Origin of the sequence: Actinomadura graeca (assembly GCF_019175365.1) — a bacterium.
Taxonomy (GTDB): domain Bacteria; phylum Actinomycetota; class Actinomycetes; order Streptosporangiales; family Streptosporangiaceae; genus Spirillospora; species Spirillospora graeca.
In genome coordinates, this window is record NZ_CP059572.1 from 2440395 (window position 1) to 2454782 (window position 14388).

12 protein-coding genes are annotated in these 14388 nt (G+C 68.5%); 1 reads left to right on the plus strand and 11 read right to left on the minus strand.

The genetic code is table 11. From position 1 onward, the window contains the following. Nucleotides 1-26 precede the first annotated feature (26 nt). From AGRA3207_RS11010 to AGRA3207_RS11030, 5 genes are all read right to left on the minus strand, one after another. Nucleotides 27-2138, minus strand: a complete 2112-nt coding sequence (locus AGRA3207_RS11010; RefSeq protein WP_231334489.1) for an NACHT domain-containing protein — start codon at nucleotides 2136-2138, stop codon at nucleotides 27-29. 284 nt (nucleotides 2139-2422) lie between these two features. Beyond that, the gene (locus AGRA3207_RS11015; RefSeq protein ID WP_231334490.1) at nucleotides 2423-2584 is read right to left on the minus strand and encodes a hypothetical protein; all 162 of its coding nucleotides are present in this window, start codon (nucleotides 2582-2584) and stop codon (nucleotides 2423-2425) included. Nucleotides 2585-3032: 448 nt separating this feature from the next. Then, nucleotides 3033-3866: a pentapeptide repeat-containing protein gene (locus tag AGRA3207_RS11020; protein WP_231334491.1), complete on the minus strand. Its 834-nt coding sequence runs from the start codon at nucleotides 3864-3866 to the stop codon at nucleotides 3033-3035. Between the two features lie 279 nt (nucleotides 3867-4145). Continuing rightward, nucleotides 4146-5114, minus strand: a complete 969-nt coding sequence (locus tag AGRA3207_RS11025; RefSeq protein WP_231334492.1) for a hypothetical protein — start codon at nucleotides 5112-5114, stop codon at nucleotides 4146-4148. A gap of 752 nt (nucleotides 5115-5866) precedes the next feature. After that, nucleotides 5867-6430, minus strand: coding sequence for a TetR/AcrR family transcriptional regulator (locus tag AGRA3207_RS11030; protein WP_231334493.1), 564 nt, complete (start codon nucleotides 6428-6430; stop codon nucleotides 5867-5869). Between the two features lie 74 nt (nucleotides 6431-6504). Between AGRA3207_RS11030 and AGRA3207_RS11035 the strand changes: the two genes are divergently transcribed. Continuing rightward, complete coding sequence (locus AGRA3207_RS11035) at nucleotides 6505-7452, plus strand: NmrA family NAD(P)-binding protein (protein WP_231334494.1); 948 nt, start codon at nucleotides 6505-6507, stop codon at nucleotides 7450-7452. Between the two features lie 129 nt (nucleotides 7453-7581). Here the strand turns inward: AGRA3207_RS11035 and AGRA3207_RS11040 are convergent, their stop codons facing one another. The 6 genes from AGRA3207_RS11040 to AGRA3207_RS11065 are packed head-to-tail and all read right to left on the minus strand — an operon-like array spanning nucleotide 7582 to nucleotide 14349. Next, the gene (locus AGRA3207_RS11040) at nucleotides 7582-8496 is read right to left on the minus strand and encodes an amidohydrolase family protein (RefSeq protein WP_231334495.1); all 915 of its coding nucleotides are present in this window, start codon (nucleotides 8494-8496) and stop codon (nucleotides 7582-7584) included. Nucleotides 8497-8501: 5 nt separating this feature from the next. Continuing rightward, nucleotides 8502-9263, minus strand: a complete 762-nt coding sequence (locus tag AGRA3207_RS11045; RefSeq protein ID WP_231334496.1) for an amino acid ABC transporter ATP-binding protein — start codon at nucleotides 9261-9263, stop codon at nucleotides 8502-8504. Further along, nucleotides 9260-10288, minus strand: coding sequence for an amino acid ABC transporter permease (locus tag AGRA3207_RS11050; RefSeq protein WP_231334497.1), 1029 nt, complete (start codon nucleotides 10286-10288; stop codon nucleotides 9260-9262). Before AGRA3207_RS11050 ends, AGRA3207_RS11045 begins: the two co-directional genes overlap by 4 nt. Before the next feature lie 39 nt (nucleotides 10289-10327). Beyond that, nucleotides 10328-11299, minus strand: coding sequence for an ABC transporter substrate-binding protein (locus tag AGRA3207_RS11055; protein WP_231334498.1), 972 nt, complete (start codon nucleotides 11297-11299; stop codon nucleotides 10328-10330). A gap of 12 nt (nucleotides 11300-11311) precedes the next feature. Then, complete coding sequence (locus AGRA3207_RS11060; protein ID WP_231334499.1) at nucleotides 11312-13684, minus strand: phosphotriesterase family protein; 2373 nt, start codon at nucleotides 13682-13684, stop codon at nucleotides 11312-11314. Beyond that, the gene (locus AGRA3207_RS11065) at nucleotides 13681-14349 is read right to left on the minus strand and encodes a type 1 glutamine amidotransferase domain-containing protein (protein ID WP_231334500.1); all 669 of its coding nucleotides are present in this window, start codon (nucleotides 14347-14349) and stop codon (nucleotides 13681-13683) included. The genes AGRA3207_RS11060 and AGRA3207_RS11065 overlap by 4 nt, the downstream gene beginning before the upstream one ends. Nucleotides 14350-14388: the final 39 nt, after the last annotated feature.

Sequence of the window (14388 nt, forward strand, 5' to 3'; positions counted from 1 at the left end):
TGGGTGGGCGGCAAGGTTTGAGTGGGTCAATCTCGCCTGTGACGGCGAGGGGCCGACGCAGCAAGGCGATCTTGCAGGCGGGCATGGCGGAACTGGTAGACGGGACCGACGGTGCGCAGCACACCGCGCTCGCGCGCGTCCTCAAGAAAGCGCACCACTCGAATGGGGGTCTCGCCGGTCAGACGTAGCTGGAGGCACGCCAAAAACGTGCGCCACGTTGATGAGCCCACGAGCCCGAGCGGCAAGCCGGATGAGACCCCGAGTGTCAACCCGATAAGAATGCCGGACCAGATCCCCTCGACGAGCCCGAGCACCTGTTTGTCAGCGGCCTTGGTAAGAAGACCAAGGACGAACCCGCCTGCCAGACCGCCCAGCGTGCCTCCTGACAGAGCACCCAGCAAGGTGACCTGACGGTCCTGCCGCCAGCAGGTGACCGGGTCGATGGGAGTACGGGCATCCGCATCCTGATTGGCCATCCCACCGATGAGCGAGCCGACGATTCCTGCCGCAGTACCCGCCAGAGAACCCGCGAGGAGCCAGAACGGATCTCCGGACAACAGCAAGAAGCCAGCCCCTGCCAGCAGTCCCACCGACAGCCCACCGGTCATCCCGAGCTTGAGATTCTCGCGGACGACGGCATAACGCCATTGGATGCGGCCCATTAGCTGGGGTGTGTCTGCCACGTGCACCTGCAGCAACGACAGGAGTGTCGTCGTGCCGACCATCCCGGCAGCGGTCACGCCCACGATGAGCCCGAACAGCAAAGTGTAGAAGAGCCCCACAGGGAGACTGAACACGACAACGCTGAAGACGACCCTGGGCCAACTCGGGACCCAGCGCGGCAGGTGCCACCAGACGAGGTCACGGCTGACCTCGCTGTTCATCCGGTCGGCAATACTGCTCAGCCAGCATTCAGCCTGTTCCAAGGGAAAGCGCGGTTCTGGCTGGCCTGGCCGGGACGCGTACGCGGTGGGCAGGACACGGCCGAGCAGATGGTCCTCAACTGCCTCACGATCGGTGAAACGGCCCGAGTCCATGAGCTCATCGGCCCGGCCACCAAGCTGATAGGTATCACGCAACAGCGTGAGCATAAGCGGTGTGTCCAGGGCTTGAGCGACCGGGCTGCCTGGATCGGCGCTGATGTGGTCGACCAAGCGCTGCCATTGTTCGGGTAGCGGATGGACCTGGCACCGACGCAGGTAATCAGCAGCGTCCTGTGCGCTGACGGCCAGTAGTTCCAGTGCGGCCGCTCCGATGAGGTGGCCGCCGGGTATGGCGGCAAGGATCTCGCTGCTCCGGGTCAAGAGGACCAGCCGGAACACCGCCTGTTCATCCAGGGCCTGGAGCGCCTCGGACCGCAACGTTTCCGGCATCTCGTCCAAGCCATCAAGCACGATGGACACATGCCCACCGGTGAGCAATTGCACTGCAGCGTCGAAACCATAATCCCGGGACTTCAGGAACGTGTGATCATTTGCAAGCCGGGCCGCGAGCCAGTCCAGAAGCGCCTGTTTACTCGGATTCCAGCCATGCATGGTGAACAACACCACCACCGGGACTCTCGACCGTAATTCGTCCGGGAGTGCCCGACGATGAGCCAACGCGTCGAGCAGCAGTCGGATCGCCGCCGCGCTCTTACCCGCCCCAGCCGCTCCCAGGAGGATCATCCGCCCCGATTCCAGACCGCCGTATACGCCCAGCAGGTCGGCAATTCCTCCACTCCTCAACTGCTCTCTCGTGACTATGTCCATCCCCGGCAGCGAGCCAAACCTCGGCCAATCGGTCGTTCCACCCACAGCCTCGGCGACCGGGCTCGCCACCGGCAGCTCCGACTGTCTCCATCTCACCGGCACCGGCGCCGGATACATCAATCGGCGTTCCCTCGCCGCCTCGGTCCATTGCATCAGCACCTGCTCAGCCAAATCGTCCGCTGCCTGCCCCAAAGACAGATCTGGTGCCCCGGGGCGCGGTCTACGCGCCAGCAACCACACCACCGCGCTGAACATCGGAACCAATACGGCCGTCACTGTCTGCACCAGCCCCCCGACAGCGTCCTGATCGGGTGCCAGCAGCACAAGTATCACGATTCCAGCCGCCGAACCGACAAGCAGCACCAATCCGACCAAGGGCCAGATCATCGGCCACCTCCTGACTCGGGATCAATGGACAGGTCGCCCGTCGCGCCGGCGACGACAGCGCCCGGCCGCCGCGTCGCGCCCATCTCCGAACCACTTGCGCAAAAGTGGTGAACAGGCTGGATCGAGGCCACCTGATTCATCCGGCAACACCGGAGGTCGTGGCGTCATGTGATCCCCGTATGCCCGGAGGTCCGCTAAGGCCGACCATGAACGAACCGGCGGATAATGCAACCTTGCCGTCGGCCAGGCGCCGGCGCATCCGAATACGCCTTGTCATACATCCATCATCGATGGTGATCACGCCATGCCGCTACCAGTTGCCACAGACCGGTCACCGCCGCGATCCGCACCAGGCGGCGGAACTGCCGCGCCGACGGGCCGGTGAACATCGGCACCCACTCGTCCCGATCGTTCCTGATCACCCGGTCCACACCAAGATCAACCATCTTGATCTCCTAGCGTTACGGGACACTCCTTGGGTCAAGCCACTCCAAGCTCCATGCTCCACCAGGGCGTTCCTTGATCAACACAGATCGACGGGATACTTTTCCTTGGTTGTGGTCCAACATGCCGGGGGTTCAATCCTTCATTTGCCCCAAGGCCAAACCCGTTTTTGGGCTTCGAGCGGAGAGCAGAGACGTTCTCCTGTGGGAATCTGTGGGACGGTCTTCGGATCGTTCCATTTCCTTTGCTCGCCGACGAGGCCGCGATACCACCCGACGCGGCCGACCAGAGACCACGTGGCGAAGCCCGGCCGTCGCCGGTGTGCCGTGCCAGGGCTCGTACAAACCTTGCGCGGCGGTGGCCGAGCGGTGGCGGTGAAGTCATGAGCCGACTCCGCCTGACCCGCTCGACGGACCCTCAGCAGCGGTGTCGACTTCGACGCCGACGGCTTCACGAGGTCGGCGGTGCGTCCGCCTGGCCGAAGTCGTCCTCACTCATCACCAAGTACACACCCGGTGCGCCCGGCTCCGACCGCCGCAGCAACCTGGTCTCCCAGCCCGCTGGCCACACCGTCGGGTATCGCGCCAGGTCACTGTGGTCGTCCTCGCCGGGTCCGCTGTCGGCCGCTTCTTTCCGCGCCCAGATCACACCCAGGAGCCTGGCGTCACGCAGGATCGCGCCGGTCAGGTCCGCGCCCCCCAGTGCCACCTGATGCAGTTCCGCACCGGTCAGGTCCGCATCGCGCAAGGTCGCGCGCAGCAGGAACGTGCCGGTCAGCCTCGCGCAGATCAGCCTAGCGCCGGTCAGGTCGGCGAAGTCCAGCTTCGCGTAGGTCAGGTCCGCATGGGACAGGCTTGCCTCGATCAGTTCGGCCTGGCGGAGGTCGGCGTTGCGCAGGGTCGCGCCGTTGAGTCCGGCGGCGGTCAGGTTCGCGCCCGACAGCCCGGCGTCGGTCAGGTCCGCGCCGGTCAAATCAGCATTGGCCAGATTCGCGCCGGTCAACTCAGCCCCGGTGAGAGTGGCGCTCACCAATGTCGCGCCGGTCATGATGGTGTCGCGCAGATCCGCGTAAGACAGGTTCGCGCGGCTCAGGTTCGCACCCGACAGATTCGCCGCGGCCAGATTCGCACCGCTCAGATCCGCACCGGTCAAAGACACTTCGTTCAGGTGCGCGTCGGCCAAGTCCACGCCGGCCAGATCCGCGAAGGGGTGGAGGTCATCCTGGGTGATGCCGGGAGCGATCCATCCGTCGTCCTCCTCCGGTGGCCGTATCCACTCCTGCATACACCGACAGTAGATGCAACCCGTCACCCTCGCATGCTGCCTGGTGATCTGCCCGCAGAGCGACGGCCCGCGCCGCCAAGCGCGACTCGAACCAACACGACGACGGCGCCAAAGCAGCCGAACATCAGTGCCGTCTCCGAGTGCTTCCTGACGGAGCGTGAGCGGATGTTGATCGCCGAGATGCCGCGAAGTGCGCCGTGATCGGCGGCTTACGCACCGGCAGTGCCAGCCCTCTCACGCTCAGGGCGCGAGTAATGTGCGCGAGACCATCGCACACGTTCAGGGGACGGATGGGGGTGCGGTGGCCTGTCGGTAGCGTGCGGCGAAAGCCGCGTGTGTGGGGCTGAGTCCCTCGGGGTCATCCAGGGCTTGCCGGGGATTCCAGCTCTCGGGTTTGACGAGTTTCCCCTGGCGGATATGGACCTCGCCGTTGGTGAGCAGATAGTTCGTCGTCAGCAGGTGGGTGTCGTGGGCAAGGAAGAACTCCAGCGTGCGGAGCATGGTGGGTGTTGAGCGGGAAAGGCGGCTGAGCGCGGAGAAGTGTTCGAGGCTGGACTGATGGGCCGCCGCATGACGCATGAGGTTGATCATGTTCTGGTGGTATCGCGGGTCCATGCCGTTGCGGACGACGCCGGAGCGGTTGACGTCCTCGGGTGCTTCGTACCGTTCGCGTGGGCCGGGCAAGGCCGGGCGGTGGGCACGTCGTGGTGGCCGGTAGCGCCAGCCGCCGCCGGAGTCCAGGTGGTCGGCCAGGCAGGACAGGCACGCCCAGGCCCGCGGATAGCGCGCGGCCAGCAGGCGCCATCGGAGCCGGGCGAGGGGGCGCCACGGTTGGGGAGTACCCAGGAGATCGGTGACGGCTGCGGCGGCCAGGGTCGTGATGTGTTGGATCGCCTCGGTGGACAGCTGGCCTTGGTAATGCAGGTCCTCCAGCGGGCTGTTCCGGACTATCACAGTGACGGCGGCCTTTTCCCATCGGGAGAGCTCCGCCGGGGTGTGGTCGAAGACCTCTTCGACGAATGGGGCGCACAGGGTCCGGCGCGTCCGCCCGTCGGCGGCAGCGAAGGCGTCGGCCTGGGCCCAGATCGCGGCTCCGGCCTGGTGGGCGGTGGTGTCGGGGACACCGTATTCGGTGTTCAGCAGCGTCGGCAGCGTGGTCGTGCACCATTGCCGCATCGAATCCGGGGCGGTGGCCTGGGTTTGGTCGACGGCGGATTCGTCCGACGTCACGGATTCCCGTTCGGCCACGGCCGTCTCCCCTCGTCGAGCGGGACCGTGCCCGCCAGTGATCTCCGCTTTACTCGGCAGAGGCCGGTTCCCATGGAGTGGGAACCGGCCGATCAGGGTCTGCCCGCGTCGACGAACTCGTTCGACAAAGGGCGACCGGCCGTCAGTGACCGGCGACCTGCTTCGTTACCGGGAGTCGGCAGTGCCACTTATGGTGCTGGTAGCACCCTGTACGGTGGTGTGCTCGGCGCTGATGCTGGTGCCAGTGGAGTCGACTGAAACGGCGTGGGCGGCACCGCCGGTGAAGGCGGCCACTCCCACCGCGGCGGGGACGGTCAGCGCGGCCCTCACAACGTAGCGGGCCAGACGGGATGAGACGGTCATAGGAGCCTCCTGCAGCCAAAGGTCGGACAGCGGATAACGGTCCCGGACGACTGAGTGGTGGCATGCCGAGGACGAGCGACCCCGGCGTCCTGCTGCCCCCTTCCCGCCGTTCGGGCCCGAAGTCGTCACGATAACGGACGCCCTCAAATAGCGCTTCTCATTTAATTGCGGCTTCAACAGGACGGCCGGTGACGGGTCGGAATCCACCGATGGCGGAATGCGACCGGAACCCCTGTTCTTCCTCGTCACAGGGCATCTCCAGAAAAGGGCGAGTGCAGTGAAGGGATGGCGCGCGGACGTCGTCCAGTCGAGGCCGGGGTGAGAGGGCGAGTCGGCTGGCGGACGCTGCGAGCAGGGCGTTCGGACCCGTTTTCGGCTGCGCCGGTCGCTCAGGTCTGCGGGCTCAGGCCCGCCATGGCCAGCCGGAACAGCCGGTCCGCCCGGGCGGCCGGGTCGGGGTGGTGCTCGGTGGCCAGGACGATGCCGACGATCAGCGTGATCAGGTCGGCGACGGTGACGCCTGTTGTCACCGCGCCGTCCTGCACGGCGCGGCGCAGCAGAGGGTCTCCCGCTTCCTGCATTGCCGCCGAGCAGCTGTTCTCGTGCACCGGGTCGGCGACGTCGTCGTAGGCCAGCGCGGCCGCCAGCCCCCGGACCGAGACGCCGTAGGCGACCACGTCGCCCAGCCATTCCAGCAACGCCTCCCGGCTGTCGGACCTGCCCGTCAGTTCCTGGGCGCGGACGCACAGGGCCTCGATCCATTTCCGGGAGACCGCCTCCAGCAGTGCGCGGCGGCTGGGGAAGTGCCGGCGCACGGTCGCCGAGCCGACCCCCGCGGTGCGGGCGATCTGTTCCAGAGAGGCGTCGGCGCCCTTGGCGGCGACCTCTTCCTCGGCCACGGCCAGGATGCGCGCGTAGTTGCGCCGGGCGTCGGCGCGCCGGCGGTCGGGCATGAGCGTCACCTCCTTGCTAAGTGGCGGGGCCCGCCATATTGTAGCGGAGACGAAACGGCGGGCCCCGCCGTTTAGTGGACGAGGACCTGAGGAGCGTCATGTCCGAAGATTCCATGCCTGTCCTGGTCACCGGCGCCACCGGCAGGCAGGGCGGGGCCACCGCCCGCGCCCTGCGCGCGGCGGGCGTTCCCGTCCGTGCGCTGGTGCGCGACCCGGCCACCGGCCTCGCCAAGGCGGTCGAGGCACTCGGCGCCGAACTGGTCACCGGCGACCTGCACGACCTCGGCTCGGTGATCCGGGCCGCCGAAGGCGCTCGCGCCGTCTTCTCCGTGCAGATGCCCGCGATGACCGCGGACGGCTTCGACTTCGAAGGTGAGGTGGCACAGGGTGTCAACCTCATCGAGGGCGCCAAGGCCGCCGGGGTGCCGCAGTTCGTCCACACCTCCGTCAGCGGCGCCGGCCAGCACACCCGGGCTCCCGGCTGGGCAGAAGGCCGCTGGGCGACGATGGAGCCCACCTTGGGCGCCAAAAGCGCGGTCCAAGACCGGCTCCGCGCCGCCGATTTCCCCCATTGGACGCTCCTCAAGCCGGGCTTCTTCATGGAGAACTTCCTGCCGTCCATGGCGTTCCTTTTCCCACGCGGCATCGAAGGCGGCCTGGTGAGCGTCCTGAACCCCGAAACCCGGCTGTCCTTGGCCGCGGTGGACGACATAGGCAGGGCGGCCGCTGCGGCCATCGCCGCGCCGGAAAGATTCGACGGAATCGAACTGGAACTGGCGGGTGACTACCTGTCGATGACCGAGATCGCCGATATTCTCTCCCGGACGCTGGGCACGCACCTGGCCGCACCCGACATGACCGAACAGCAGGCCCTCGCCGCCGGAATGCCACCGATGGGCGCCTCGCACGAATGGCTGAACGTGGTCGGCCAGCCGGGTCGGCCCCACTACGCCAGAGACCTCGGCATTCCGCTCACCGGCTTCGAAGAATGGGCTCAGCAGCACATGCGAGCGAAGCCCTGACACGGCTCCAGGCCCGTCCGATGCACGTCCGGCGCACGTCTGGGCCGGACGAGCCTGGCGGCGAGCACCTGTGCGCCGTCGACGGTCATTCCCTCCCTGCCAGCCGAGATCATGACCCGGCAGGGAGGCTCACCGAACGCGGTGCCGCTCACTGGGGTAGGTCTCTGCCATCCGGCTATAGCGGGTGGCTAGGGCGGTGGCCCGGGTGGTGTTCACGAAAGGCAGGTCTGAGCCGAAAAGGATCCGGTCTCGGCCCGCGAATGTGGTGAGCGCGGCCAGCGCGGGGTCGCCCAGCAAGGCGGTATCGAAGCAGCTGACCGTCATCGCCTGCCGCATGGTGTCACCGCCGCCAAGGGGGCTTCCGTCGATACCGGCGGTGAGCCTGTCTTCCAGGAAGGGAACGGTTCCGCCGCCGTGCGAGAAGATCCAGCGGATGCGGGGGTAGCGGCTGAAGGCACGGTGAGAGGCCAGGGTGAGGAATGTGCGGGTGGTCTCGAACGGGTAATCCAGGAGGGACGGCCGCAACGGAGCGTCCGCCGGCCATTCATGCGGCACAGTGGGATGGACGTGGACGAGGGCGCCGTGGTCGTCGAGCAGGCTCAGCAGCTCCGACCACCGCGGCTCGCCGAGCCGGCCGCCGCCGTAGTGGGTCAGCAGCGCGACGCCGTCGAACGCGCGGCGGCCGAGGGCGCGCTCGACCTCGTCCAGCGACTCGGCGAGGCAGGGCAGCGGCACGGTCGCGAAGACGCCGAATCTGCCTGAGTGCCGGTCGCGGAGCCGCATCAGATCCTCGTTGCACATCGCCGTGAGCCGGACGGTCTGCGCGTGGTCGCCGAAGAAGAATCCAGGTGAGGCCACCGACAGCAGCGCCTTGCCGATGCCGGCCGAGTCCAGCCAGTCCAGGGACGCCTCCGGGGTCCACGGGGGGAACCCGACCCCTGGCTGGGCTCCGATGCCCAGCGATTCCAGTTCGGCCCGGTACCTGGGCAGGATCGCGTGGTGATGGACGTCGACCGGAGGCGGGGTGGTGGGCGGGGCCGCCATGCCGGTCACAGGACCTTGCTGAGGAAGGCCGCCGTGCGCTTCTCCCGCGGGTTCGACAGCACCTGGTCGGCGGGACCGTCCTCGACGATGAGGCCCTCGTCCATGAAGATGACGCGGTCGGCGACCTCTCGGGCGAATCCCAGCTCGTGGGTCACGACGATCATCGTCTTCCCGGCGTGGGCGAGCTTGCGCATCACGTCGAGGACCTCTCCCACCAGCTCGGGGTCGAGGGCGCTGGTCGGCTCGTCGAACAGCAGGACCTTGGGCTCCATCGCCAGGGTGCGCGCGATCGCCACCCGCTGCTGCTGGCCGCCGGAGAGCTGGACCGGGTAGGCGCCGGCGTAGTCCGCGAGCCCGACCTGGCCGAGCAGGACCCGTGCCCGGCGCTCGGCCTCGGCCCTGCTCTGGCCGCGCACCTTCATCGGCGCCAGGACCAGGTTGTGCAGGACGGTCATGTGCGGGAAGAGGTTGAAGCTCTGGAACACCATCCCGATCTCGGCGCGCTGCCTGCGCAGTTCGGCGGCGCCCAGCGGTACCGTCCGGCCCCGCCTGTGCGTCACCCCGATGACCTCTCCGTCGACGGACACGGTGCCGTCGTCGGGTTGCTCCAGGTGGTTGATGCAGCGCAGCAGGGTGCTCTTGCCCGAACCCGACGGGCCGATGACGCACACCACCTGCCCGGGCAGCACTTCCAGGTCGATCCGGCGCAGCACCTCGTGGCTTCCATAGCGTTTGACGAGCTGGTCGGTGACGATCGCGGCGGTCATCGGTCTTCTCCAGAGGTGGGTGGGGCACCGGCTGGACGCGCGGCCTTGGAGATGCCGGGGATGTCGGCGCCGGGCTCGATCGCGGTCGCGGACGTCGCGCTGCGGGACCGGCCGGCCACGCGCACGCCGCGGGCGTAGCGGCGCTCCAGGAAGTGCTGGAAGATCGTGAGCACGGTGGTGATCGCGAGATACCAGACGCTGATGGTGATCAGCAGCGGGATCGTCTTGAAGTTGCGCGCGTAGATGAGCTGCGCGGAGTACAGCAGTTCCGGCACCGCGAGCACGCTGACCAGCGAGGAGTACTTCAGCATGCTGATCACCTCGTTGGCGATCGGCGGCACGATGACGCGCATCGCCTGCGGCAGCACCACGTAGCGCATCGTCGCCAGCCCGGACAGGCCCATGGCTTGGGCGGCCTCGGTCTGGCCGTGGTGGATGGACTGGATCCCGGCTCTGACGATCTCCGACATGTAGGCGCCCGCGTTCAGCCCGAGTCCGAGGACCGCGGCGCTCATCGGCGTGATCAGGTCGTTGGCGTCGCCCGTCAGGAGCGTCGGCCCGAACGGGATCCCGAGGCTCAGCTGCTGGTAGAGCGCACCGAGGTTGAACCAGAACACCAGCTGGACGAGCAGGGGCGTGCCCCGGAAGAACCAGATGTAGAGGGAACTCGCGGCGACGGGCAGCGGGGACCTCGACAGGCGCATGACGGCGAGCACCACGCCGAGGACGAATCCGACGGCCGTGCTGAGCCCGGTGAGTTGCAGGGTGCGGCCGAGGCCCAGCATCAGCGGCCGGGAGAACAGGTAGTCGCCGACGACCCCCCATTCGAAATTGTCGTTGCGGGCGACGGAGTTGCCCGCCGCCACGGCGATCAGCACCACGAGGGCGGTCAGCACCCAGTCGGTGCGCCGCTGCGAGCGCCAGAGCCGCTCCAGCGTGGTTCTGAACGCCGGCGTCTTGGGCGGTCGCGCGCCACCCGGCAGCGCGGCGGCGGCCTTCGCCGTTACTGGTCTCGCGTTGGTCATGACTTCACCTGCTCAGACTGCTGAGGAAGGACGCGGATGTCAGCCTTCGGACGTGGTCGGCGTCGGTGACGCGGTCTTGGACGTGGCGTTGATCTCGATGCGGTCCACGGCGCCGCGGATCTTCCACTTGTCCAGCAGCGTCTTGTAGGTGCCGTTGTCGATCAGCTTCTGGAAGGTGTCCTGGAGGGCGAGGGCCAGCGGCATCCTGCCCTTGGCGACCTGGAAGCCGATGTGCGTCTGAAGGTAGGCCGGCCCGGCCAGCTCGATCTTCTGCCCCACCTCGATCCGGTACGCGGCGGCGATGCTGGAGTCGAACTTCGCGTCGACCCGTCCGGAGGTGAGCGCCAGCATCCCCTGGTCGGCGGTCTTGAACGTGCTGATCTGGATCGGAGGCTTACCGGAGTCCTGGCACTTCTTCGTCGCCGCCTGCAGAGCGGTCATGTACCGCACCGACCCGGCCAGTGTGGCGACCTTCTGCCCGCAGGCGGCGTCCAGGCTGGTGATCTTCTTGGGGTTGCCCGGCTTGACCGACAGTTGCGCCCCGGTCTTGAGGTAGTCCACCAGGATCGTCGCCTTCTCGGCCTCCAGTGTGTCGGTGGCACCGCCGCTGGCGAGCACCACGCGCCCGCTCTGCAGTGAGGGGATCAGTGAGTCGAACGAGGTGTCCTTGGGGTTGAAGGTCAGGCCGAGCAGCCGTCCGGCGGCATTCAGGAAGTCGATGTTGAAGCCGACGATCGTCGTGCTGCCCTCTCCGGAGAAGCTGAGCGGCGGATAGTCGGAGACCGCGGCGACATCGACGCTGCCCTTGGCCCGAAGGTCCGGCGGCAGCTTGGCCTGCAGGGCCTTGTCGACCGTCAGGTTGACGGCCCCCTGCCCGGTCTTGGCGCCGGGCGCGTCGTCGTCCGGCGTACCGCAGGCCGACAGCAGCGCCGCCGCCGTGCAGAGGCTGAGGGCGGCGGCCAGTGGCAGATGCCGCCTGAGGTTCGGGTGAGTGCTGGTCGGAGTGTGCATGGCCGTGCCTTCCTAGGCGGACATTACTGATGGGGTGGGGCCGCTTGGCCTTTCCGGCAGGGGACGAGGAGTGTCGTCCACCCGCGGGAACGCGAGCATGCGCGCCGGATTGCCGCGGACGATCAGGTCCACGTCCCGGGGGGTCAGGCCGACCTCGGGCATGCGAGGAAGGACACGGCGGGCCAGGTGCGCGTAGCCATGGCCGCCGTACTGGTCGAGGCGATGCTTGAGGGCGATGTCGTGGGACACCAGCACCTGGTGCCCATGGCCACGACGTACCAGCTCACCGATCACCTTGAGCCTGCCGAGGTCGTTCGGCAGGTCGACGGGTCCGTATCGGGTGTGACTCGATTCCTGGCCGAAGAGGTCGAACTCCAGGTAGGGGCCCAGGGAGGCGAGCCGCAGCAGCGGGTCGAGTTCGGCGATGGTCCGGTCGAGGTGGCCGATGACCACCCGTTCCAGGTCGGCGCCCGACTCCCGCAGGATCTCGACGATCTCGAACGGCGCGGCGGGGTCGCGGCCGGGATGCACCGAGATCGCCGCGCCCGTCTGCCGCTGGGCCAGCGCGGCACCGCGGAGCACCCTGCGCTCGCTGCCCGTCAGCGGCCACGAGCAGCCGATCTCACCGATCACGCCGGCGCGGGCCCCGGTGCCGGCGACCCCGGTGGTGAGTTCGGCGATCATGGAGTCGGCGAGCTGTTCGACGCTCATGGACCTGACCGCCGGGGACTGGAACTCGTCCAGGTAGTACCCCGTGCCCATCACCACGTCGACCCCCGTCCGGCGCGACAGGGCCACCAGTTTGGCGACGTCGCGTCCGAGGCACGGCGGGGTGAGGTCGACGACACAGGTCCCGCCCGCGGCGGCGAACTCCACCAGCTCGGTGACGGCGACGTCGAGGTCGTCCAGCACGAGGTTGTCGATATTGCAGCGCTGGTTGTAGCGCACCCAGCCCAGGTTCGCCAGCTGGACCGGCTCCCGAGTGGTCAGCGCCGACACCGAGGGGTGCGGCTCGGAGAACCTGCGCCGGAAATCGACGAACATATGCTCGTGCGGCAGGATCTGCCCGGCCGAGGCCGGGTCGACCGGGCCGAGCACGGTGTTCAAGGTGGCCTGGGTTTTGGAGGACACGGTTCCGGTGGTGGATCCGGCCACGGCCGTGCCGCCTCCGGTGCCACCCGTGATGGGCGGGGCATCGGACGGGGGCTGCGACCCGCACGGGCGCGCGGCCACCGTCAGCCGGGGCGCGCGTTCGGCACCGCCGCCTGCGGTGAGCAGCCCTGCCAGATCGAGACGGGCGAACTCCGCGGTGCAGGGCTGCCCGACGCCCAGCCGGATACCGCCGTCGGCCAGCTCGTAGACGACCGTCGCCAAAGTCGCGAACCGGGCACTCGGCGGACGTCGCGTATCGGGGTGCAGGCAGACGCTCAGCGGATGGTTGGCATGGTCGGTCAGCGCGTCGAGCACCTCCGCTGTGCCGATCTCCCCGGTCACCGCCGCCAGCCGCCGGGTCACCCGGTCGAGCCGTATGGCGGTGTGCGGGCTCTCCCGGAGCCGCAGGTCGGTCCGGCTCAGCCGGGCGTCGCGGAAATGGTTGGTATGCGCGATCACGCCGTCGTCGTGGGTGAGGAGCGCGACCCCGTCCGGGCCGCCCGGTGCCGTCTCGACGTCCACCGCCGTGCCGTCGCGGTGCGCCAGGAGGTAATTGGCGGACAGGGCACGCGGCACCGCGTACAGGAGCCGCAGCCCGTCCGACACCCGTTCCATCTGGAGCAGCTGGTGCAGCAGCACGTGGTACGGCACGCCGGACGTCCCGTCCTCGGTGGTGCTGACCAGCGTGTTCGTGCACAGGCCGAGCCCGGCGGTGTTGATGCCGGTCTTCGCCAGCAGACCGGCCTCGACCAGCGCGACGTAACCGGGACGCTCCCCCTCCTCGCGGACGAGCAGCACCACCGACTCGCGCGCCCCGACGATCCAGTCCCAGTTCTGCGCGAGCAGCATCCCTGCGCCGGCCGACCGCTCCGGCAACACCGCCAGGGAGGTGCAGCCGTCGTCCGGAAAGGTGGACGGGGAGATCCCGAACATCAGCTCGCTGCGCGCGTTCAGCGCGAGGATGTCGCCCAGTTCCAGATCGGCCCCGCGGGCCATGCCGCGCATCTGTTCCAGGGAGTCCGGCGCGTGGTGCGCGATCGGCTGCGCGTATCGCTGCGCAGCCGACACGGCGTCGGCCCAGGAGCCCAGCCCAGCCGCGGCGAACACGGCGGCGTAGCGGGTGATCGACGTGCGGATCTCGGCCCGCGCCCCCGTCCCGTACCGCACTCCGGCCTCGAACGCCGATCCGTGCAGGCGGACGGTGCGCACCGGCGGCCGCGGCGTCCCGTTCACGCGGGCTCACCCGCCGCCGCGTACTGCGTGTAGTTCGCCGATCCGGGCGCGACGGCCCGCTGCTTGACCCGGACGGGCAGGTCGTAGACGGCCGAGACGCGCCGTGTCGGCGTGAGCGGCCGTGACCGAGCCGGGCGGGCGGGCAGGTCCTCGATGGCGGCATGGATCTCCCGGCACCACGAGCCCACGTCGTTGGGCAGCCGCGCGGTGACCAGGTTGCCGTCGCGCACCACCGCGTCCTCCAGGTACTGCGCGCCGGCGTTGACCATGTCGTCCCGGATGACGCTCACCGAGGTGAGCCGCCGTCCCTTGGCCAGGCCCGCCGAGGCGAGCACCCAGCCCGCGTGGCACACCGCGCCGACCACCGCGCCGCGGTCGTGCACCGCCCGCACCAGGTCGAGGACGCCCGCGTTGCGCCGCAGCGCCTCGGGGGCGAACCCGCCCGGGATCAGCACCGCGTCCAGATCCTCGGGCCGCACGTCGCCCACCGCGAACTCGGGACGCACCGGATGGCCCAGCTTGCTGCCATAGACGGCGTCCGCGCTCGGGCCGATCACGATCACGTTGGCGCCCATCTCCCGGAAGCGCAGCACCGGGTACCAGAATTCGATCTCCTGGTATTGGTTCTCCACGAGGACGCCCACCGTGGCATCGGATATGTGCATTGCGAACCCTCTGTTCCTGTGAGGAGTTTCCGCGACGAG

Coding starts and splice junctions, on each gene's coding strand:
- AGRA3207_RS11010 (WP_231334489.1), bottom strand. CDS start 2,138: ATGATCTGGCCCTTGGTCGGATTGGTGCTGCTTGTCGGTTCGGCGGCT.
- AGRA3207_RS11015 (WP_231334490.1), bottom strand. CDS start 2,584: ATGGTTGATCTTGGTGTGGACCGGGTGATCAGGAACGATCGGGACGAG.
- AGRA3207_RS11020 (WP_231334491.1), bottom strand. CDS start 3,866: ATGCAGGAGTGGATACGGCCACCGGAGGAGGACGACGGATGGATCGCT.
- AGRA3207_RS11030 (WP_231334493.1), bottom strand. CDS start 6,430: ATGCCCGACCGCCGGCGCGCCGACGCCCGGCGCAACTACGCGCGCATC.
- AGRA3207_RS11040 (WP_231334495.1), bottom strand. CDS start 8,496: ATGGCGGCCCCGCCCACCACCCCGCCTCCGGTCGACGTCCATCACCAC.
- AGRA3207_RS11045 (WP_231334496.1), bottom strand. CDS start 9,263: ATGACCGCCGCGATCGTCACCGACCAGCTCGTCAAACGCTATGGAAGC.
- AGRA3207_RS11050 (WP_231334497.1), bottom strand. CDS start 10,288: ATGACCAACGCGAGACCAGTAACGGCGAAGGCCGCCGCCGCGCTGCCG.
- AGRA3207_RS11055 (WP_231334498.1), bottom strand. CDS start 11,299: ATGCACACTCCGACCAGCACTCACCCGAACCTCAGGCGGCATCTGCCA.
- AGRA3207_RS11065 (WP_231334500.1), bottom strand. CDS start 14,349: ATGCACATATCCGATGCCACGGTGGGCGTCCTCGTGGAGAACCAATAC.